General features: G+C 42.2%; 18 protein-coding genes. 10 read left to right on the forward strand and 8 right to left on the reverse strand.

Features of this window, described 5'->3' with window-relative positions; translation table 11 throughout:
* Nucleotides 1–121: 121 nt before the first annotated feature.
* Together ACW689_RS08150 and ACW689_RS08155 are read right to left on the reverse strand one after the other, a co-directional pair.
* Nucleotides 122–1,894, reverse strand: coding sequence for a PKD domain-containing protein (locus tag ACW689_RS08150; RefSeq protein ID WP_476290177.1), 1,773 nt, complete (start codon nucleotides 1,892–1,894; stop codon nucleotides 122–124).
* A 98-nt stretch (nucleotides 1,895–1,992) separates the two neighbouring features.
* A complete protein-coding gene (locus tag ACW689_RS08155) occupies nucleotides 1,993–3,192 on the reverse strand; it encodes a tetratricopeptide repeat protein (protein WP_476290179.1) in 1,200 nt (399 codons plus the stop codon).
* 319 nt (nucleotides 3,193–3,511) lie between these two features.
* Between ACW689_RS08155 and ACW689_RS08160 the strand changes: the two genes are divergently transcribed.
* The 4 genes from ACW689_RS08160 (at nucleotide 3,512) to ACW689_RS08175 (ending at nucleotide 10,476) form a co-directional block, all read left to right on the forward strand.
* Complete coding sequence (locus tag ACW689_RS08160; protein ID WP_476290181.1) at nucleotides 3,512–4,675, forward strand: efflux RND transporter periplasmic adaptor subunit; 1,164 nt, start codon at nucleotides 3,512–3,514, stop codon at nucleotides 4,673–4,675.
* 15 nt (nucleotides 4,676–4,690) lie between these two features.
* Nucleotides 4,691–7,840, forward strand: a complete 3,150-nt coding sequence (locus tag ACW689_RS08165; RefSeq protein WP_476290183.1) for an efflux RND transporter permease subunit — start codon at nucleotides 4,691–4,693, stop codon at nucleotides 7,838–7,840.
* A 124-nt stretch (nucleotides 7,841–7,964) separates the two neighbouring features.
* Nucleotides 7,965–10,022 (forward strand): S9 family peptidase, encoded by a 2,058-nt coding sequence (locus tag ACW689_RS08170; RefSeq protein ID WP_476290185.1) that lies wholly within the window; start codon nucleotides 7,965–7,967, stop codon nucleotides 10,020–10,022.
* A 28-nt stretch (nucleotides 10,023–10,050) separates the two neighbouring features.
* Complete coding sequence (locus ACW689_RS08175; RefSeq protein WP_476290187.1) at nucleotides 10,051–10,476, forward strand: hypothetical protein; 426 nt, start codon at nucleotides 10,051–10,053, stop codon at nucleotides 10,474–10,476.
* Here ACW689_RS08175 and ACW689_RS08180 read toward each other — a convergent pair.
* Nucleotides 10,444–10,917 (reverse strand): Dps family protein, encoded by a 474-nt coding sequence (locus tag ACW689_RS08180; protein ID WP_476290189.1) that lies wholly within the window; start codon nucleotides 10,915–10,917, stop codon nucleotides 10,444–10,446. The two genes, ACW689_RS08175 and ACW689_RS08180, sit on opposite strands and share 33 nt — an antisense overlap.
* A gap of 328 nt (nucleotides 10,918–11,245) precedes the next feature.
* Here ACW689_RS08180 and ACW689_RS08185 point away from each other — a divergent pair, with 328 nt between their 5' ends.
* Nucleotides 11,246–11,455 (forward strand): hypothetical protein, encoded by a 210-nt coding sequence (locus ACW689_RS08185; RefSeq protein WP_476290277.1) that lies wholly within the window; start codon nucleotides 11,246–11,248, stop codon nucleotides 11,453–11,455.
* Here the strand turns inward: ACW689_RS08185 and ACW689_RS08190 are convergent.
* From ACW689_RS08190 to ACW689_RS08205, 4 genes are all read right to left on the reverse strand, one after another.
* Nucleotides 11,449–12,072, reverse strand: a complete 624-nt coding sequence (locus ACW689_RS08190) for a PGAP1-like alpha/beta domain-containing protein (protein ID WP_476290191.1) — start codon at nucleotides 12,070–12,072, stop codon at nucleotides 11,449–11,451. The two genes, ACW689_RS08185 and ACW689_RS08190, sit on opposite strands and share 7 nt — an antisense overlap.
* A gap of 8 nt (nucleotides 12,073–12,080) precedes the next feature.
* Nucleotides 12,081–12,617: a YaeQ family protein gene (locus ACW689_RS08195; RefSeq protein ID WP_476290193.1), complete on the reverse strand. Its 537-nt coding sequence runs from the start codon at nucleotides 12,615–12,617 to the stop codon at nucleotides 12,081–12,083.
* A gap of 187 nt (nucleotides 12,618–12,804) precedes the next feature.
* Nucleotides 12,805–13,110 (reverse strand): helix-turn-helix transcriptional regulator, encoded by a 306-nt coding sequence (locus tag ACW689_RS08200; RefSeq protein ID WP_476290195.1) that lies wholly within the window; start codon nucleotides 13,108–13,110, stop codon nucleotides 12,805–12,807.
* 10 nt (nucleotides 13,111–13,120) lie between these two features.
* A complete protein-coding gene (locus ACW689_RS08205; protein ID WP_476290197.1) occupies nucleotides 13,121–13,489 on the reverse strand; it encodes a hypothetical protein in 369 nt (122 codons plus the stop codon).
* 335 nt (nucleotides 13,490–13,824) lie between these two features.
* Between ACW689_RS08205 and ACW689_RS08210 the strand changes: the two genes are divergently transcribed.
* The 4 genes from ACW689_RS08210 (at nucleotide 13,825) to ylqF (ending at nucleotide 16,729) form a co-directional block, all read left to right on the forward strand.
* Nucleotides 13,825–14,163 carry a helix-turn-helix domain-containing protein gene (locus ACW689_RS08210; protein WP_476290199.1) on the forward strand — a complete coding sequence of 113 codons (339 nt, stop codon included), beginning with the start codon at nucleotides 13,825–13,827 and terminating at the stop codon, nucleotides 14,161–14,163.
* Nucleotides 14,163–14,795 (forward strand): hypothetical protein, encoded by a 633-nt coding sequence (locus ACW689_RS08215; protein ID WP_476290201.1) that lies wholly within the window; start codon nucleotides 14,163–14,165, stop codon nucleotides 14,793–14,795. Before ACW689_RS08210 ends, ACW689_RS08215 begins: the two co-directional genes overlap by 1 nt.
* Before the next feature lie 59 nt (nucleotides 14,796–14,854).
* Nucleotides 14,855–15,037: a hypothetical protein gene (locus ACW689_RS08220; RefSeq protein WP_476290203.1), complete on the forward strand. Its 183-nt coding sequence runs from the start codon at nucleotides 14,855–14,857 to the stop codon at nucleotides 15,035–15,037.
* Between the two features lie 738 nt (nucleotides 15,038–15,775).
* Nucleotides 15,776–16,729, forward strand: coding sequence for a ribosome biogenesis GTPase YlqF (gene ylqF, locus ACW689_RS08225; RefSeq protein WP_476290205.1), 954 nt, complete (start codon nucleotides 15,776–15,778; stop codon nucleotides 16,727–16,729).
* Between the two features lie 10 nt (nucleotides 16,730–16,739).
* On the opposite strand, the gene ACW689_RS08230 is transcribed toward ylqF, so the two are convergent.
* A complete protein-coding gene (locus ACW689_RS08230; protein ID WP_476290207.1) occupies nucleotides 16,740–18,155 on the reverse strand; it encodes a sensor domain-containing diguanylate cyclase in 1,416 nt (471 codons plus the stop codon).
* Between the two features lie 1,187 nt (nucleotides 18,156–19,342).
* On the opposite strand from ACW689_RS08230, the gene ACW689_RS08235 reads away from it, so the two are divergent.
* Nucleotides 19,343–20,644 (forward strand): GntP family permease, encoded by a 1,302-nt coding sequence (locus ACW689_RS08235; RefSeq protein WP_476290209.1) that lies wholly within the window; start codon nucleotides 19,343–19,345, stop codon nucleotides 20,642–20,644.
* The last annotated feature ends 199 nt before the right edge of the window (nucleotides 20,645–20,843 follow it).

Genomic DNA, 20,843 nt, shown 5'->3' on the forward strand with positions numbered 1-20,843 from the left:
AAGGCGACAATGAGTTGTCGCCTTGCGCATGAAACAAATATGGAGAATGATACTGCACGTCAGGTTATCATTTGACCAAAGCCAATGGGCCTTGATCTGCGTGCGAACTCCCCGATATGCCTTAGTTAGTATAGTCGGCGATTAGCTGTACGCCATTAAATGCATCAAAAGCTCGGATCATGACATGATATCGGCCAGACCCATCATTTTGTGTGCACGTTTCGCCATTGCCCCAACGATATGGGCGGCAATCGTAAGTTGATGTCGTTGGCTTTTCGCCTTTACGAACATATAAGTCTGCATCACCCGTACCACCGGCCATTTTAAAAGTAATGTTTGATGCGCCAGCTGGTACATCAAAATAGAAGAATTGCTCTGAGTATTTCTCACCGGCTAAATCTTTTTTAGCCACGCCTTTTTGTAATTGAGCCGGATCATCTGCATTGGTTACTGAAACAGTTTTGCTTACAGAGGCTGTTTGACCCTTATCATCAGTGACGGTGAGTGTAACAGAGTAATCACCCGAATTGGCGTAGCCATGAGTCACCATGCTACCAAAGTCATTATTACTGCCATCACCAAATTGCCACTCATGCTGCGCAATTGTGCCGCCGGTGACTTTTGATGCTGAGCCATCAAATTGGCAATTGAGTAGATCACAAGTGTAGGTAAAGCTAGCTACTGGAACGGGATCACCATTAGGCTGGTCACCAACTGGCACCTCATTGTTGAAGTGTGTTGCAACTTGTGGCCAAATTTTGCTGATTTTTGCACCTTTGTTAGTACAGCCACCTAAGTGATGTAGTGCAATAACATCTCGTGTATCTGCGGCCAAAACCGGTGAGCCCGATGAACCACCAATGGTGTCACAGTAGTAGCCTAAGTCGGTACCTGTGCCGCGACCATTCGCATTTGCTTCATTGACCTGACATAGACCGTTTGCGTCCTGATCTGATTCAATTGATAGCTCTTTAGGGTTACCCGCACCATGCTGAGGAATGTAAATACGTTGTCCTTGCGTTGCATCGTTTACATCAAGACCAAAGTAGCCAAATGGGGCTGTTTGTTCGAAGTTGTTCACCGTGAATAGCGTGTAATCTAGGGTATAGTCCGTTTTTAAAAAGTCTTTACCGGTTACTTTTACAACGGTTTCCTTTGTTGTGCCGTTACACGTCGTATGTTGGTAGTTAAACCACACTTCCGTTGAAGTGAGCTCTGAAGCGGTTTCTACACAGTGATTGTTTGTGAACATGCGGTTATCTGCGCCAACACGCCAGCCTGTACATAAACTACGACCGCCAATAACAAGCCGTGCGACTGGGCGGCTACGTTCAAATTCTTCGGGGTGAGAGTTTGCCCAACACTGCACATCGCGGCGTTCCATTGCCCCACAAGTAGAGTCTGTACCAATATCATCGTCACTGAGTTGGTTTTCAATGCCAAAGTGATAATAATCAACTTCAGGCGTGCCCAATGTTGTATTTAGATCTGCACCTGGTGTGTATTCAACAATCACAGAGTCACTAGACACCGACATGGCGGCGAAGTGATTAATGCCATTGTCACCCTTTTCTAAGGTCGCTTTGCGCATATCGGCTGCGGTGTATTCGTAACGTTCGCTATTATCCAAGGATCTTACTACAAGCTTACCACCTCCCTTTAGGTTAACATTTTTGAAGTGCAGTTTGATGTAGCTGGCATTGGGGTGAGAGATAGTTTGTAGCACGGTGTTTTCTTTACCGCTAAGCGCCAGGTTTAAAGTCGCAGTTTTACCGATGATGGCTTCGCTTGTTTTACTGGTGAAGCCCATCATTTGTGATTCTGTTAAAGGTGCTTGTGCAAGCGCTGTCATTGAAGCTAAGCCTAATAATGGCAGGAAATAGCGTTTTTTCATTGTTTATCCTTACATGTTTATTTTGTATTTATCTAAAAGTTAGACACATATAAGGTAGGACGAAAAAACGCCAAGGTAAATTAATTGTTAATAATAAATTAATTTCTAGTTTGATTTTGTTCTTCCATTTCGTTATAACCCTGTGAATATTGCTTGAGTGTATTGAGCTTTGCTTGGTAAACCCCTTGCTTTTCCTGATCTTCAGCTCTTGCTAATGCTTTTTCCAAGTAGCTTTGCGCTTTTCTTATGTGGCCCCTTTGATAGTAGAGTTTTGCTAATACAAAGTAAGGTTCAGGGATGTAAGGTGTATAAGTAATGATCCCTTGAAGTAAGTTTTCAGCATTCGTGTAATGCTTTTTCTCAATGAATCGTTCGGCTAACTGAAGCGAGTCAAACGGGTTTTTAGCGTTGAATTCAAGTTCCTGATCCAAGCGTGCTACCAGTGCATCATCCTGCAATTGTTGAGCAAGATAAATATAGCTATGTAATAGGTTACTACTCACAAGTTGGTTACTCATTGCATACTCAAATATTGATTGCGCTGTGTTAAGGTCCCCTTTTCGACGATGTAAAATAGCAGCTAGATTAATGAGTTCAGGGTCATAAGGGGCATAGTCGAATGCCTTAAGTAATAATGAGTAACTATGGTTGAATTGATTTTTGAGCAACGCTTCCGTGGCTAAATTAGCGTAGTATTTAGCGAGTAGATCTTGATAACTTGCTTTACCTAGAAAAAGAATGTCATTGGCAGGGAAATAGTCGATAACAGTGCCTGGTCGGATAATTACAAACCAGTTCTCGTTTTTTTCTTCTTGTGGTGCATATAGCTTAGTTTTGAAATGAGAGGAAATGAGTAGTGTGTTTTTGATTTTTGAATACACAGGCATAGAAGCAACTTCTGAAAAACTGGTTTCTAGGCCAATTAAATTGGCATAGGCCTGAGTTAATATTGCTAAGCTAATACAATTGCCTTGGTTTTGTTCTATGGTTTGACTGGCATTGAGTGTGGCGCCATCGTAGGTAAAGTTGCCCATTTTTGATTCTAGGTAATCGGCGACAATTCTATCGGCTCGTCTGTTTTGCTGTTTGGCTCGTTGCGCATAGGCTAGGAACTTTTCTTGCTCTTGCTTTGGTAGCACAAAAATGGTGTCTTCAGTTGGGACGTTAAATGTTTGAAATGCGGTATGATTAAATAAAAGAGTGGCTTTGGGTATAGACGGTTTGACTGCTTCTTTTTGCCTTTGTGAACACCCCAGTAACATCATGATAATCAATATAATAGCGATGTTTTTCTGCATGCTTTCCATTCCTTTTTTGTTTTTGAATTTAGATAATCTCGCCATTATTTGCAATACATTTTGTGCCAAGACCCATACTTTTCTATGAGAGGTGTCTGTCGCACAATAGAGTTTTAACTTGGCTATAAAATGAGCGGTTGGCTAAAATAACAGGATTGCCTAATGAGCCTGTTATTGAGTGATTACTTAGTCTGTAAAGAAAATGAGTACACTGTTAGAAAAAAGCGTGTAATCAAATAACAGAAACTTACAAATGTCACGTTTTCCTCGCGCGTAAAATTGTTACTATAGATGCAGGAAAATTATACGAGGTGAAGTCATGCAAACGAAACTTTTAAAATGGATCTTACCCTTCGCGGCACTCACTGTGGGTGCAGTAGGTGCAGCAGGAATTAATGCCGTTGCTGCGGATCCAAAAGCAAAGGAACCTGTTGATAGTCGACCCGTGGTTGAGGTAGAAGCAATTTCTGCGCTTGATCATCAAGTGGTTATTAATAGTTATGGGGAAGTAAAACCGTTTGAGCAGACGCAATTATCAGTACAGGTGTCGGGGGAAGTAACTTATTGGAATCCGAGTTTTGTTGCTGGTGGTGTGATAGCGCGTGGTGATGTGCTGATGCGCATTGAAAAAGATAATTATGAAGCTGCGGTACTTCAGGCTGAAGCTGAACTGTCTCGCTCTCAAGCTGCCCTTATTGAAGAGCAAGCTTTAGCAGAGGTCGCGGCCGATGAAGCAAGACGCTTTCCAAGCAAAAAACACACCGACTTATTTTTACGCAAACCACAGTTAATGAGTGCAAAGGCTGCTGTTAAATCTGCACAAGCAGGATTAAAGCGTGCACAACGCGATTTAGATAATTGTAATGTGGTTGCGCCTTATGACGCGCTTGTTGTATCTCGAGATGTTGGTTTAGGCCAATTTGTTAGCGTGGGTGCGCCAGTGGCCAAACTAAACAATATCGAAGTAGCTGAGGTGATCATTCCCATTGCCGGGTTTGATAGCGCCTTCTTACCTGAGCGTTTGGCAGGTACTGCTGCAACGATCAAACAAAGTGGCTTAAATGGTTTTACACGCACTGCGGTGATTGATAGAGATTTAGGCGTCGTTGATACCCAAACGCGTATGGTGAACTTGGTGGTACGAATTGATGACCCGTATGGATTGAAAAACAAACAGCCTGCGGTTAAGTTTGGTTCGTTTGTGCAAGTAGACTTTACAGGTAAGACGTTGAATCGAATTTATCGCCTACCTCAGGAGCTTGTTAATAATCAAACGGTTTGGATCTTAAAAGATGACAACACGCTTGAACCTAGGAAAGTGCAGGTTATCCGTGAAGAAAGTGAATATTTCTTTGTGAGCATTGGCCTGAATGACAACGAAAAGTTGGTCACAACAGTACCGGAATACCCGCAAGAGGGGATGTCAGTGAAAGTTGCCGGTGCTGACTCTTCAAGTGCTGGCGACGCCGCGCAGACACTTTAAAGGCAGGCTTGAGTTATGAGTACACAACAACACGCAAAGCAAACGGGACTTATCGCCTATTTTGCCAATAACCCAGTGGCTGCTAATTTATTAATGTGGTTTATCATTATTGTGGGGACGGCTTCGTATTTGACGGTACAAAGGCAAATGTTTCCTAATGTTGAACTTAACTACATTAACGTTGAGGCAAGTTACCCCGGCGCATCTCCCCAAGAAATAGAAGAAAGCATCTTAGTAAAAATAGAAGAGTCTTTGAAGGGGATCACCGAGATCGAAGAAGGGGTGTTTCGTGCATTTCGCAACGGTGGTAGCGCGACGCTTAAAATAGATCCAGATGTAGAGCTTGCCGATGTGATGGACAAGGTGAAGCTAAGGGTTGATGGCATTGCGACTTTCCCCGCTGCCATGGAGCCGCTCACGGTGAGCCAAAGAGAGTTTCAGCAAGATGTGATTGGTATGACAGTGTCGGGTAACCTGCCACTGTCCGATTTAAAACCCATTGCCAAAGCGCTAGAAGATGAATTATTACAATTAAGCAATGTATCTTTGGTCGAAGTTTTTGTGCCATCCGATGAAATTGCTATTGAAATCGATCCCGATATGCTGCGTCAATATAATTTAACCATCAATGATGTAGCACAAGCTGTACGCAGTTATTCGACTAACCTTTCTGCAGGCCAACTTCGTACAGGTTCGGGGGTGATTTCTGTTCGAGTTGAAAATCAATCATATACTGGTGAAGAGTTCCGCCAAATTCCGGTTAAAGTAGGGGCCAATGGCGCGAAGTTATATTTGAAAGATGTCGCTGTTGTAAAAGATGCATTTACTGAAGGTGAGCGTTATTTCAAGTTGAACGGCGAAAATGGCGTATATATGACGGTAAAGGCAACCAAAGATCAGGATATGATCCCCATTGCTAAAACCGTTTTAGCGTTTATTGAGCAGAAAAATCAACAACTGCCTGCCGGTGTGCATATCGATCCACTTGTTGATATGACGTACTACCTCAATGGCCGCTTAGATATGATGAAAAGCAACTTGCTTCAAGGTGCAATATTAGTTGCCATTATGCTATCTATCTTTTTACGCTTTAAGCTTGCTCTTTGGGTTATGGTGGGCCTACCTATTTGTTTCCTTGGGGCGATCATGGCTATGCCGTTGATTGGTGTCACCATCAATATCGCCTCATTATTTGCCTTTATTATGGTACTGGGGATTGTGGTAGATGATGCTATTGTCATAGGTGAGAGTGCTTATACAGAAATAGAGACTAAAGGTCCGAGTGTTGAAAACGTCATACGCGGCGCCAAACGAGTGGCAACGCCTGCGACGTTCGGGGTACTGACAACCATGGCGGTGTTTGCACCATTGATGTTCTCCAGTGGCCCAGATAGCTCTAACTTTATTGCTATTGCAGGTGTCGTACTACTGTGTTTGTTTTTCAGCTTAATTGAATCTAAGTTAATTTTACCTGCGCATATCGCCCACACAAAGTTTGAGCCGATGGCTGAAAATAGCTGGCGCGTTAAATTTAATAAACGCTTCTTTGGCTTTGTTAACGGGCCTTATAAACGCTTTATTACTTGGTGTGTACAGTGGCGCTGGACCGTGTTGTTTGCGTTTATTGGCATGTTTGTAATGAGTATGGCGTTAATTAATAGTGGCGCTGTTCGCACGGTATTTGTGCCAAAAATTCCTCATGACTTCCCTGCGATTAACCTAACAATGAATGACAACGCGTCTGATGAACAGACGATTGCTGCGATTCAAAAGCTCGAGAAGGTGATCCTTGACGTTGATAAACAAGTTGAGCAGGAGTATGGCCAAAAAATGGTGCGTGACGTGATGGTGATGAACCAAGGTCGCACCGAAGGTCGAGTGCTCGCGCCGTTGGTTGATGAAGAGCTGCGCCCTTTCAATACTTTTGAGTTAACACGTCGCTGGCGTGAACAAATGCCTGAAATTGCAGGTGTGAAATCTATTCTAATCGAAGAAGAAGTGATTAACCTTGGTAATAATGGAGACTTTGGTTATCGATTATATGGGTCAGATATTGAAACCTTGAATGCGGCTGGGCGTCAGTTGATCCGCATGCTGCAAGATGAAAAGGGTTTATTTGACATTAGCTCGAGTATTGATCCCGCAAGCAAAGAGATCCAAATCATATTAAAGCCAGTGGCGTATGACCTAGGCTTGAATCTGCAAAATATCGGCTCTCAAGTTGGTGCGAGCTTTTACGGTGGTGAAGCGCAGCGTGTGATCCGTGATGGTGAAGAAGTCAAAGTGATGGTGCGTTACCCCAAATTGACTCGTGAAGCTTTCTCCTCGCTCAAACATACGGTCATCACAACACCACAAGGCAAAGAAGTCATGTTGGGGGATGTGGTTGATTTGGTTGAAAAACCAGGGATTAGCTACATACGTCGTGAGGAAGGTTATCGTACAGTTTATGTCTACGGTAACATTGATGAAGAAGTGGTTGAGCCAAACGAGGTCACAAAGCGCATCGATGACGTTATTTTGCCTGAGTTACTTAAAACCTTCCCGTCAGTGAAAACCAAACTGGGTGGTTCTGTGGAAGAGCAACAAGAGCAAGCTAACGAGCAACTGGCGTTTTTTGTTGCGGGTATGATGATAGTTTATATCTTGCTAGCCATTCCATTGAAGAGTTATGCACAGCCATTGATAGTGATGTCGGTTATCCCATTTAGTTTAGTTGGGGCAATCTGGGGACACTTATTCTTTGGTCTAGATTTGAGCATGATGTCGAGCTATGGCGTTATCGCAGCGGCCGGGGTTGTTATTAATGATTCCTTGGTGATGACTGACTTTGTAAACCAATCGAGAAAAGAAGGTGTAGGCTTAAAAGAAGCGGTTATCAATGCAGGTTGCGCGCGCTTTAGGGCTATTACGCTAACATCAATAACGACCTTTGTGGGTGTACTACCTATTATGTTTGAAACCAGCCTACAGGCTATGTTTGTTATACCTATGGCCGTATCTCTTGGTTTCTCTGTGGTGTTTGCGACCTTGATCACCTTAGTATTGGTACCGTGTTTATACATTATTATGACTGATGTACGCGGTGTATTTAGAGGAATGGGGCGTTTTATCCCTGCACGTTTTAGTAAGCGTAATAGCATAGCCGATTCCTCGGCTTCATAGCCCAAAGCAATGATAAAAAAGGCCAGTCGTGAGATTGGCCTTTTTATTTTTGCAGGTACTTCACGCTGCCATGCGGCGGCGGCTATGTTAGACTGAATAAAAAATAAAAATAGGAACATCTATTGTGGTAGATAAAGCATCGGCACCCATTGCCAAAAAAATCCCACATTCAATGACACATCATGGACATACACGAGTTGATAATTACTACTGGATGCGTGATGACCATCGACAAGACCCTGAAATCCTTGCCCATTTGCAAAAAGAGAATGCGTATTTAGAACACCACATGTCACAGCATAAGTCGTTGCAAGAGGGGCTGTTTGAAGAGATGAAAGGCCGCATCGTTAAAGATGATAGCTCTGTGCCTGTCAAAGATGGTGCCTACTGGTATGTGAGTGATGTACAAGGTGATGATGAATATGCCAGTCATTATCGAGCGACTGATGAGGCGCTCAGTGATAAAGCTTTATTGCTTGATATTAATGAATTAGCCAAAGGTTATGAGTATTACGATGTAGGTGAGATGACGGTGAGTCCTAATGACGAATTGTTGGCCTACAGCGAAGATATTGATGGCCGCCGTATTTATACGATTCGCTTTAAAGATCTAACGAATGACGCTTATCTAGGAGATGTACTTGAGAACACAGAGGGCCAGCTGGTTTGGGGAAATGATAATAAGACCGTCTTTTACGTAAAAAAAGATGCGCAAACCCTGCTCGGCTTTCAAGTGTTTAGGCATATTCTGGGTACACCACAAAGCGATGATGTATTGGTTTATGAAGAACAAGATCGTCAGTTCTATATGGAACTTGGTAAAAGCCGAGATGATAGTGAAATCTTTGTTCATCTAGCAGCGACCCAAACCAGTGATGTATTGGTTCTGGACGCCAACGCGCCGTTCGGCGAATTCAAACGTTTATTTGCACGTACTGAGGGCCATGAATTTGGCATCGATAAACTTGCAGGCCATTACTACATTCTGTCGAACCATCAAGCAAAGAACTTTCGCTTATTAAAAGCGAGCGAACAAACAATTTCTGACATAGCGCAATGGCAGGAAATGATAGCCCACCGAGAGCAAGTTTTGATTGAAGGTATGGAGTTATTTGATTCGCACTTTGTGATCACCGAGCGAGAGATGGGCCAGATCCGGTTCGTAGTGCATAATTATCAAGGTGAAAGTTATCATTTGAGTTTTAATGATGCCTGTTTCTATGCGGGTATTGGTTACAATCCAGAACCCGGTGCGAGCACTGTGCGTATCTACTATTCCAGCCTGACTACCCCAAGCACAGTGTACGATTGCTGCTTATCAACAGGTCGTAAAATACAGCGCAAACAACAGCAAGTATTGGGGGATTTTGACGCAAGTCGGTATGCTTCAGAGCGAATATTTGTGACTGCTCGAGATGGCGTACAGGTGCCCGTTTCTTTGGTGTATCGAAAAGATACCTTCCGAAAAGATGGTACAAACCCGTTATTCCAATATGGCTATGGTGCATATGGCATCACTATCGATCCCAGCTTTACCAGTACGACGTTATCGCTTCTTGATCGAGGCGTTGTGTATGCCATTGCGCATATTCGTGGTTCAGAAATGCTGGGTCGTCACTGGTATGAGCAAGGTAAAAAAGCGCATAAACAAAATACGTTTAGCGATTTCATTGATGTGACCAAAGCCTTGGTTGAGCAGGGTTATGCAGATAAAAGTAAAGTGTTTGCCTCTGGCGGCAGTGCTGGTGGATTGCTCATGGGAGCGATTGTTAATCAGGCTCCTGAGTTGTATTTAGGCATAGGGTGTCATGTGCCATTTCTAGATGTACTGACCACCATGCTAGATGAGTCTATTCCACTGACCACCAACGAGTATGATGAGTGGGGTAACCCGAATGAAGAACAAGCTTATAAAACTATTTTAAGTTATTCTCCGTATGATAATCTGAGTGCTCAAGATTACCCGAATATTCTTGTCACCACTGGATTACACGACTCTCAGGTTCAATATTGGGAACCTATGAAGTGGGTAGCTAAGCTGCGCGAGCTAAAAACAGATAACAATTTATTGTTGTTCAAAACCGATATGGAAGCTGGGCATGGTGGCGCATCAGGGCGTTTTAAAAGCTTGCATGACAAAGCCCTTGAAATGGCTTTTTTCATCGCTTTGATAAATAAGTAGGTTAGCAATTGTAAGCAAGGTAGTTTGTATGTTCATTGCACATGGTCTTTGGCGAATACTGTTTTGTCCTCCTTATGCTTATATGGGTCTCAAAGGGGCGTTTAATAAAGAAGGCACGATCGCGTTTCAGCACGAGTTGATGACAAAGGCGGCACAACTTGCACCCAATAGCTTGTCTCATGCTGTCGTTGACTTAAGCGAGTTTGAGATGAGTACGGCCGATAGTATGGAAGAAATTAAGCAGTATTTTGCAGGGGTCACACAGCGAGGCGTTCAGCATGTCAGTTATATTGGTGCGAATGCGTTGGCTAGATATATACTGACTCAGTTGTGGCAAGATACCACAACTGAAATCAGTTTTTTTGACGATATGGATAAACTAATTGCAACGTACCCGCACCATCAACCTAATTTACTTCGCTTAGTTGAGATAAGCTTTGAGCATCCACACTAGTTTTTCTTGCTCTTTGATATAGTCACTCATTAACGCGGCGGTGCCTTCATCTTGCGCATCGCCAGCTTGTTCTAGAATGTTGCGCTGCATGGTGATCAGTGTTTTATATCCAGCTAAAATATTATCTAGTGCTTGTGTACCGTCACTGATATTTTTCGCTTCAGCAATCTGACTATTTTGCAGATAGTCGGAGAAAGCATGTAGTGGTTGACCTTCAATCGTCAAAATTCGTTCAGCAATTTCGTCCACTTTTTCGAGTAAAAGTGTGTAGATCTCTTCAAATTTTAGGTGTAATTCAAAAAAGTTACGGCCTTTGATATTCCAATGAAAACCACGGGCATTCATATATTGGATCTGATAGCTGCTTAGCAGGGTATTTAAAGCTGTAACAAGTGCTTGGCTTTTTTGATTGTCTAAACCAATTGAGTTAGTGGTAGTCATAAGTGTCTCCTTGTTTTGATGTGACCAGTATGGAACATGGCGAGTAAAAATCCAATCGAGTAAAAGCTATGCAATCAATCTAAAAAACCGATTGAAATTGTAGTTATGTTCTGAAGCTGGGCCTAAATTTGTGCATGCAAGATGTCGCTTGGAATAAAGCTTGCCAAAATTTCGAAAATTAACGCGCTTTTAACTGCTTGTTGATCCAGCGCAAGTAGGTGATTGCGGTTTAAAAATGCAGGTTCAGATTTTGATTTAGGTCAAAAATCATTCAGCATGAAGGCGCATAATCATGACAGAACAAATCAAATCAGTTAGGAGAATGATTATGCAAGGTAAAAGCGCTTCACAACATAAAACAGAGATAGTCGTTGTTGTCATTGCTCTGGTGGCATTTGTGGTTGGTCTAGTTGGTCATTTGGCTGGCGCAAGTTTTGCCAACTCGGATGCGTTTGGCTATATTGCCGCCCCTGTGCCTTTGATCACTGGGTTAATTGCTTTAGTAGCTTATAAAATTGCGGCACGAGGCGATCATTGATTGGTGTTACTCTCATCGGGTTGGCACAGCAGTTGATGGATGTAATTCATCACTTGGCGAGAGTAAATCATACTGGTATGGCTTAGGTGGAATACCTTGTGTTCAGCCATACCTTTAAGTTTGGTTTCTTCTAACAGCACTGTGCCATCTGAACTGCTGCCTTTTTTCAATAGTGGCATCAGGCCAATAGGTAGGTCTCCCGCGATACTGTATAGCTTGGCTTTAAAAGGCCAGTCTTGATTGTCGCTGAGCAAAAACTCAATGCTATATTTCAGTAGCATGTGAAAGCCCTTGTCATGCATGTGTTGGGCAATGGCACTGCCCTTGTGTGGTGTACCCAGCGTGATCACTTTTCCAACCCATTCGCTTTGTTGTGAGTGATGCTCTAAATAGGCTCTGGCAACCAGTCCACCCATGGAATGGCACACGAGCGCGGTCGGTGTATTGGCAATAAACTCATCTATTGCAGTAAAAATGGCATTTTTGTCTGGCGTTAGGCTGCTGTAACTTAAATTTAGGATCTCAAATCCATCATTGCGTAACTTGTTGCACAATGGCTGCATAACAAACCCTGACATGTATAAACCATGCAGTACAACAACCTTTTTTATCGCCATATGGGTCCTTACTTTAAAACTGCTGGTACTAAGTGTACGCTTTGCTGCTCATTGCTGACCCAAATTTCCGAGTCTTGCACGGTAATGGTCAGTGAAATAGAGCGAGCCGCCATCGTTGCTAACTGCTCAGTAGCAGAGAAAGGCAGGCTTATTACTGACAAATTGTTATAACCTGCCAACTTAGATTGGTTTTTTTGCCACCACATAGTTTGCGTATTTTCGCCATAGGCATACAGCACGACTTGTTTGGCTTTATTGCAGGCTTTTTTTAGTCGCTTTTCATCGGGTAAGCCCAGCTCAACCCAAAGCTCAATTTCATCACTATAGTTTTTCACCCAAATCTCTGGCTCATCATCGGCACACAGACCCTTGGTGAATTCCAACTGTTCCTGATATTGCAAAGCATAGGCCAGCAATCGGATCATTAATCGATGTTCATTTTCCGACGGGTGCTGTGCAACCGTTGCGGAAATATCTTGATAAACATGTCTATCCATATCACTCAGTGATAGATGTGTTTTTATAATAGTGGACTTTAACGCCATATGAATATGTAACCCTGATAATTAATGCCGCTAGTATACGCAATTTAATTTATCAATTCGGGAATTTATAAATATTGGCGTGTAAAAAATATGAATTAGAGTGTGACATGCCATAGCCAAACATGATCTACACAACAGTTTGAAAAGAGTATGCAGATCATGGTGACTATGTTATCGAGCGTGTTTATTAGTATATCGGATCTGAAAGAGGATGGTTCACTAACAACTGGTTGTTACGGGTGCTTAACGGCATTGTCAGGGCTGGGTTGGTATATTCTTTGCCAAATATTAAATATATTTCATAGGCTTGAATTAAGTTCATCACTGTTTTTCCGCTTTCAAAGTTGCTGATAGTCGCTTGATCAACCCCCAATAGCGTGGCAAGTTGCTTTTGTGTAAGGCCCTTTTCTTTTCTAAGTGTGCGGATCATGATTTGCAATTCGCTTTTAAATTGCTCTATCAGGACTTTTCTGCGCGCGGTATTATGTTTCATGCACATCTCCCTATAGCAAAATAGTGTTAACTAAATTAACCGCTTGATTGAGTGGCATGGCTCGTTGCCTTACTAGTTCACCAGATAATCCTTGTATTGCCTCATAATCGTCTAAAAAAAGCACTAAATCATACCTGCTACTATTTTGACTTTTCAAATGGACTAAGACGAAGCAACGTAGGTGTAACACATCAAGCTGGCGTATTAAGTCGATATCTTGTGCGTTCATATTAGGTTTAAGGTGGTTGCTTACCTTATTGGCAAATACATGCTTTATATAAACCGCTTGCTTGTATTTTTGATAAATAAAAGTGTTTTGAAAACCTCTCACCGGTTTGATAGTGGCATTGACGCCGTGTAATAAATTAGTACCATCCATAGTGTTTCCTCTCGTCTTGTTATGCTTGCCATGTTTTTGTGAACTAAATGTTGTATATTTCTGTGCGGGTATAGATAAATAACAACTAGCCAATCGTCATTCTGTGTTTATAGCCACAATGAAATGGAGGTTTGCTCCTTATCTCGTTCACTACTTTTGTTAGGCAAGATATTGTTAAAAATATAAAATTAGCTCTAAAGGTGCTTCGCGAAAAAATATAGCAGAGCGAAAAGGAAAAAAAATTCCGAGATGTTAACAAAGCGGTTTTTTCTCATATTTTTTACATTTATAATTGATTTATTACATTACTACGATTGTGCGAATAGGGAGAGAATTTGCGTAAGTTGCCTAAGTCACCGAATGACATGACTAGACGCTCTGCAAACGAAGTAAGGCTTATGCGCGAAGAATTAGGCTACTCTGAGCAAGACTGGGCCGCTTTAGTTGGCGTGGATGTCAGAACAGTCAGGGCGTGGGAAAACATTGAGTTAACCAACTCCCCCGATCTGCCCGAATACTTTATAATGCAGAGTATTTATAAAAGGCAAGGTGCTTCTTTTCTAACGAATGAGCATACCATTTCTCAACTTATTAATCTTTTCATGAGCTTGCCTGCCGGTCTAAAGAAAAGGCTGGTTGCCCTTTTCCAAGAAAAAATCAGAGATGAAAATTAATGGATATTCTTTTTTCACTGTTCAATTTTGTCAAAAGCTCCAATGAGCTTGCGAGCATCATAGCGCCTGCTTTTTATACAATATTATTTGCGCTTTTTATCTTTAACTACAAAGATCCACATAGAGTGTGGATAGCAGGGTCGTTTTTTATCTGGTGGACTGTAGATAATTTTGTACTCAGAGTGTTCCTCCCACAAGAGTTAATAACGAGGCAAATTGCCTACTCCATTCTTGATGGAGTATTAGTACTATTGTTGACTTACCGATTGTTTATTTGCGCTAAAATTGCCAATTTGCTTGGCATTCATAATGAAAAAAATTATTTTGCAAAAATATTGATGGATATAGGCGTTACAAAGCAAGAATATAGGTTAAGACAAGTTGTAATTTGTTCAATTTTTATTAATGCGCTGCTGTGTATCGAGCATTTAATCAGGCACCCTGAGTTCTTTAGTTCTAAATGGTTCCCTATCGAACCTAACCCTGACTTAATGAGTATCACCTATGTATATTATGCTTACCCGTACCTTAAGCTGTTCCTCGTTTTTTTACTTGTTTTAGGCCTCACTTCTATGAGCCTTGACGGTTTGGCTCTTGCGTATAAAAGAACAAAAGAGCGGTTAAACAATTGATTTTGGCTACCGTATCAGCACAATGTAGTGAATGCACAATTGATAATAGGGCAATAAATATGAAACTGGCAGTTAGGCGTCTTAAAATTTTGACTCACAAACAAGCTAAAGAAGTCGCGGGGGGCACTTCAGGCAGCTCAGATCAAGGCGGCAATCCACAACAAATGCAAGCAGGGTTTAATGTTTCCCTTTATTTATCAGGTGAGTGTATTATAAAACCTGAAATTACCATGACAAAATAGGTGAAACCCCAAATATTGTGAGGTTAGTTCATGAAAGTATCAGTAAAAAGATTATCAACAAAGGAAGTGAGTAAAGTGGCAGGTGGTGCACTTCGGCTTGAACTCGCGGGTACTTAAAAGAGCAAAAGAACGGTTAACTCATTGAGTTTTCCTACCTTATTAGCACAATTTAGTGAATGCACAATTAACAATAAGGCAATAAGCAGTTAGGCGTCTTAAAGTTTTGACTCATAAACAAGCTAAAGAAGTCGCGGGGGGCACAACTGGTGTCACAGATCAAAGCGGTAAACCACAACAAATGCAAGCAGGGTTTAATGTTTCCCTCTATTTATCAGGTGACTGTATTATAAAACCTTAAATTACCGTGAGAAAAGTAGCTGAAACCCCAAATGTTTATATCCAGACTACAGGCCAAGGTGGCAAGCCGCAGCAATTTCGAGCCGCTTACTATCCGGTAGAGGAAATGATTAAGCCTTGATAAGGGGTTTGATTGTCATATTCACTTATATGAGAGCTTATAAATGTTGTGCAAACTGCATTGCAAAAGTGCCGAGTTATAAAGTCTATCACACGTGCGCAGTACCTGATGAGCTAAGCGATTCATCAATCTTTACTTTTGTAGTAAACTTGAACGATTAACGGCAAAGCCATCATATTGAAGTGCTGTGGGCTTGGGTATTTTTATACCGCTTGACTCCCCCAAAGGCATACTTCGTACAGTAAAGGTTTATAAAACAAATGAGTAGAGCAGGTATCCAGTGGTTTCCTGGGCATATGAACAAAGCGCGCAATGAAATTAAAGAAATTATGCCGCAGATGGATGTCATTATTGAAGTGCTGGATGCACGTATCCCATATAGCAGTGAAAACCCTATGGTATCGGCACTGCGTGGTGATAAGCCGGTGATCAAAATCTTAAATAAAGCTGACTTGGCTGACCCAAACTTGACCCAACAGTGGATGACTTATTTTGAACAAGACAGTGGCGTTAAAGCCATCGCTTTTGGTCATGATAAAGCGGCTGAAGTGCACAAAATCAATGAGTTATGCAAGAAGTTAGCCCCTCATAAAGTCGGTGCCGACAAACAACTTAAAGCCATGATCATGGGCATTCCCAATGTGGGCAAGTCGACGTTGATCAATACATTGGCGGGGCGCATTGTCGCTAAGACGGGTAACGAGCCAGCGGTGACTAAAGCGCAGCAACGCATCAAGTTAGAAGATGGCATTATGCTGTACGACACGCCGGGTATGTTATGGCCGAAAGTGGAGAACGAAAACTCGGGCTATCGACTCGCTGCAACGGGGGCGATACGAGATACGGCCATTGATTACGAAGAAGTGGCCAGTTATACCGCAGAATATTTACTAGCGGCTTACCCTGACCTACTTAAAGCGCGTTACAAGCTTGATGAACTCCCTGAACAAGATTGGGAATTTGTGGAAATGGCCGGTCGCAAACGAGGCTGTATTCGTGGTGGTAATCAGGTTGATACGCACAAGATGTCAGAGATCCTGATCAACGAATTACGCGATGCGGTAATTGGCCGAATTACCATGGAAACCCCGCAAATGCGCGAAGAAGAAGAAGTGATGGTAGCGCAATTACGGGCCGAAGCCGAAGCGAAAAAAGCGGCGAAAGAGGAAGAAAAGCGTCAGCGGCGTGCTCGTGCACGTAAAAATAGACGATAATACTTGCCGCTTAAGCAGCCAGCTCAACCCTGTCTCGGCCTAACTTTTTAGCTCGATACAGGGCATCATCGGCGCGTTTTAGAAATTCATCTTCCGTTTCATTATATCTGTATTGTGCTACACCAACACTGATGGTGATGGAGACTTCACAATGGCTTGAGGCGAGTTTTTCACGCAGTCGCTCACTCAGTTGCTCTGCTTGTTTGACGTGTGCATCGGGCATTAAAATCACGAACTCTTCACCACCCCAGCGACAGATAAAATGACTACTGTGTGCCACTGTTTTACATAGCTGTGCAAAATGCTTGAGTACTTCATCACCCACTAAGTGGCCATATTGGTCGTTTACCTGCTTAAAGTGGTCGATATCGAGCAACAGGATGCTCAATGGAACGCGACCAAATTTGGCTCGACCTAATTGCTTTTGTAGTTGCGGCTCGAATGCTTGGCGGTTCAACACATTGCACAACTTATCGGTATGAGCGAGTGTTTCTAAACGGGTTTGATATTGGTTAAAGGTCAAATGGGCAATACTGAGTATACAGATGGTGATCAGCGCACCGAGTAATAAATTGGCAATCAGCGCATCAGTCAATTTGTTTTCTGTGGTAAAGGTTTGCTCAACCATCAGAAACCAACCAAGCTCTGGAATATATCGACTATTAACTAAACGTTTTTCACCATCTCGCGATATAGAGAATTTATAGTTATCGTTTTGCAAAATGGCGTGGCTATTGTCAGCAAACTCAGATGCGAGTGTACGGTTGGGCAGCAAAGAATGGTTGTAAAAGATGAGTTGCCCTTGATGATTCGCAAAATAAACTTTGCGTTTGTAGAGGCGTTCATAGTTGGTGATCAGTGTTTGTAAATCAGCTAATTGAATACCAACGCCGGTGATCCCAAGTAATTCATTGTCAACGAGTATTTTGTGATTTACATAAACAATCGCTTTAAAATTATCGATTGGCATGAGATCGACATTCAATACATAGTCGAGGTCTGGTTGTGCGATGGCTTCGTTATACCAAGTCGCATCTTGTGAGCGCGTATCCAATTTTCTAGTACGTCCATCATAGTGGTAATAAAGCTTATTTTTATGATCAACTAAAAAGCTGGTTTGGCTTTGAAATAATTCTTTGGTTTTTTTTAAAAAAGCGAAAAGTTCACTGCTATTTGCATGACTGTCTTTAAGCCAAAGGTGCACGAAGTGATTTTGCGCCATACTCCGTGCCACATAAATTGGGCCTTGCAACTGTTTTTGCAGGTCGGTACTAATTAAATGGCTGGTGAGCGGCAGCGCATCATCAATTAATCCTTCGCTGAGCGAATTATGTGCCATATAAAAGCTAAACCAACTCGTGAAAGTAAAGCCTGTTAAAAGTAATAAGGCCAAAGTAATGTTGATACGACGTCGTGCGTGGATCATGAATAGTTATTTTTATTCGGGCGCTGTGGTTCACTATGCTACACGGTGTTGAATTTATAGTCGATTACAGTCGATTACAACGGGTTGTTTTAGGCATAAAAAAAGCTCCCAAGGAGCTTTTTTTGGTTTCATATCAACCGTCACTGATATGAGCAATGTAGCAAGTAAAATAGTGAGTTGTTAAAGCAAACATGTCCGAGGCGTGGCAAGTTTGCTTTAACAGAATGTTGATATAAACCAACATCATATCAAGCGTATAACACAAACTTGGGTAACAAAACAAAATCCTTTTGTTGATATTGATTATCATTTAGATTTGGTTGGCTGTCAACTCTAAATGCGATTAATTTTCATTTAATTTTTTGAGGCGAGTGACAAATAAAAAAAGCCCACAAGGGGCTTTTTCGTGTCATATCTACCGTCACCGATATGAGCAATGTAGCAAGTAAAATAGTGAGTCGGTTGAAAGTATTCGCATCAAGGGGCGTTGTTACAAATACGCTCAACCAATGGCTGTTTACGTGCGCCACACGTTTGTTTCAGGGTCGAGAAACAATATGAATTATCGAACAAAGTGAGCCGTCAATCTCGCTTTGTTGATATTGATTATCATTTAGATATGGTTGGCTGTCAACTCTAAATGCGATTAATTTTCATTTAATTTTTTAAGGAAAGTGACAAATAAAAAAAGCCCACAAGGGGCTTTTTAGTGTCATATCTACCGTCACCGATATGAGCAATGTAGCAAGTAAAATAGTGAGTCGGTTGAAAGTATTTGCATCAAGGGGCGTTGTTACAAATACGCTCAACCAATGGCTGTTTACGTGCGCCACACGTTTGTTTCAGGGTCGAGAAACAATATGAGTTATCGAACAAAGTGAGCCGTCAATCTCTCTTTGTTGAGATTGATTATCAGTTAGATTTATATGAGTGTCAACACTTAGTTGATATTAATTTTCATTTGCATTTACTGTTGTGGTAGTCGAAATAATCATCACATTTTTGCTCTGCTTTACACTGAAAATGCGCATGTTGATCACAAAAAACCATACCTGTGCTTAGCCTGGTCCAGTACTAATAGATTGCTAGGAAGAAAATGAGTAACTGGTGATTAACGCTTGAATTTGCTGTCTTTTTGTTCAATTCTAAAGAGATACCACAATATAAAAATAACAAACAGGAATACTATGCTTAGCTTGATTGGACTTGTTGGTGCGCTCACGTTGTTAATCGTATTAACACTCAGAGGTGTCAATCTTTTTCTCTCGGCACCTCTGTGTGCCTTGCTTGTGGCTTTAACCAGTAGCGTGATGATTTTTCCAATGAGTGGGCAAACGGATTTTATTACTAGCTATATGAGTGGTTTCAGTGGGTTTATCCAAGCTTGGTTTTTTATGTTTTTGCTGGGCTCATTGTTCGGTAAATTTATGGAAGACACGGGCGCTGCAGATGCAGTAGCACATTACATTGTCGGTAAGTTAGGCATGAAGTATGCGGTACTGGCTGTGGTGTTAGCCTGTGCATTATTAACTTATGGTGGCGTGAGTGTGTTTATAGTGGCCTTCTCGGTTTATCCAATGGCTCTGAGTTTGTTTAAAGACGCGAACTTACCACGGCGCTTTATTCCAGCCACACTTGCTTTTGGCTCGGTGACTTTTACTATGACCTCTGCAGGTTCCCCAGAAATTCAAAACTGGATCCCTATCAAGTATCTAGGCACTTCTCCTTACGCTGCTTGGCAAGAAAGCTTAGTGGTGGCCATTTTGATGGCAATTTTGGGCTATGGCTTACTGATGCGGATGATCAACAAGGCTAAAGCCAATGGTGAGGTATTTGATGTACGAGCGGATGATCCGCAAGAACTTAAACGTACATTGCCGCACCCGATCACCGGTTTATTACCTCTTTTGGTGGTGTTGGGCTTGTCATTTACCCTACACGAAGCCTTGCAGCAAAGCGCGTTAATTGTTGCTTTACTGGGTGGAGTCTTAGCGATTTTAGTCGTGAACTTTAAGTATTTTGTGAATCTACAGCAGGCTGTCAATTTAGGCACTACGGGGGCTTTGGTCGCAATTGGTAACACTGCTGCTGTGGTGGGGTTTGGTGCCGTGGCAAAAGTGACGCCTGCTTTTCAAAGTGCGGTCGAAGTGATGACGCAAATTCCTGGCAATGAGCTACTCGGCGCGGCGATCGCTATTAGTGTGATTGCGGGCTTAACGGGTTCGGCTTCTGGTGGGCAAGCTATTGCATTACCTCTCGTCGCGCCACATTACATGGACTTGGGTGTGGACGCGAACCAATTGCACCGTGTCGTGGCGATCAGCTCCGGGGCGTTAGATACCTTACCGCACAATGGTTATGTGGTTACTACCGTACGAGCGATCTGCAAAGAAACCCATCAGGCGGCTTATTGGCCGTTGGCTATGCTAACGGTGGTGGTGCCTTTGATTGGGTTGGCCGTGATTTTGGGACTGTTTACCCTTTTTTAAGTAAAATGGTAAGTAACTACTCTCTTTTAATAAAATGATGTTTATACCCCTGTGATTTTCGATGGGCGATTATTGCTTATCGCCACGAATAAAAACTTTTTCGCAAATTGTGCGCATTTTAAGCGATATCAAGGATGATGTTCGCAATAAGAGGTGATATACTCCCGCCGAATAATTTTTCTACTTTAAATAGAGCAAA

Source organism: Pseudoalteromonas sp. ABE4_541, from assembly GCF_056312285.1.

What these genes read in the sequence shown, in the direction of transcription:
- ACW689_RS08235 (WP_476290209.1), top strand. Translation starts at nt 19,343, where the DNA reads ATGCTTAGCTTGATTGGACTTGTTGGTGCGCTCACGTTGTTAATCGTA.
- ACW689_RS08155 (WP_476290179.1), bottom strand. Translation starts at nt 3,192, where the DNA reads ATGCAGAAAAACATCGCTATTATATTGATTATCATGATGTTACTGGGG.
- ACW689_RS08220 (WP_476290203.1), top strand. Translation starts at nt 14,855, where the DNA reads ATGAAACTGGCAGTTAGGCGTCTTAAAATTTTGACTCACAAACAAGCT.
- ACW689_RS08175 (WP_476290187.1), top strand. Translation starts at nt 10,051, where the DNA reads ATGTTCATTGCACATGGTCTTTGGCGAATACTGTTTTGTCCTCCTTAT.
- ACW689_RS08180 (WP_476290189.1), bottom strand. Translation starts at nt 10,917, where the DNA reads ATGACTACCACTAACTCAATTGGTTTAGACAATCAAAAAAGCCAAGCA.
- ACW689_RS08230 (WP_476290207.1), bottom strand. Translation starts at nt 18,155, where the DNA reads ATGATCCACGCACGACGTCGTATCAACATTACTTTGGCCTTATTACTT.
- ACW689_RS08215 (WP_476290201.1), top strand. Translation starts at nt 14,163, where the DNA reads ATGGATATTCTTTTTTCACTGTTCAATTTTGTCAAAAGCTCCAATGAG.
- ACW689_RS08165 (WP_476290183.1), top strand. Translation starts at nt 4,691, where the DNA reads ATGAGTACACAACAACACGCAAAGCAAACGGGACTTATCGCCTATTTT.
- ACW689_RS08205 (WP_476290197.1), bottom strand. Translation starts at nt 13,489, where the DNA reads ATGGATGGTACTAATTTATTACACGGCGTCAATGCCACTATCAAACCG.
- ACW689_RS08185 (WP_476290277.1), top strand. Translation starts at nt 11,246, where the DNA reads ATGCAAGGTAAAAGCGCTTCACAACATAAAACAGAGATAGTCGTTGTT.
- ACW689_RS08150 (WP_476290177.1), bottom strand. Translation starts at nt 1,894, where the DNA reads ATGAAAAAACGCTATTTCCTGCCATTATTAGGCTTAGCTTCAATGACA.
- ACW689_RS08195 (WP_476290193.1), bottom strand. Translation starts at nt 12,617, where the DNA reads ATGGCGTTAAAGTCCACTATTATAAAAACACATCTATCACTGAGTGAT.
- ACW689_RS08200 (WP_476290195.1), bottom strand. Translation starts at nt 13,110, where the DNA reads ATGAAACATAATACCGCGCGCAGAAAAGTCCTGATAGAGCAATTTAAA.
- ylqF (WP_476290205.1), top strand. Translation starts at nt 15,776, where the DNA reads ATGAGTAGAGCAGGTATCCAGTGGTTTCCTGGGCATATGAACAAAGCG.
- ACW689_RS08160 (WP_476290181.1), top strand. Translation starts at nt 3,512, where the DNA reads ATGCAAACGAAACTTTTAAAATGGATCTTACCCTTCGCGGCACTCACT.
- ACW689_RS08190 (WP_476290191.1), bottom strand. Translation starts at nt 12,072, where the DNA reads ATGGCGATAAAAAAGGTTGTTGTACTGCATGGTTTATACATGTCAGGG.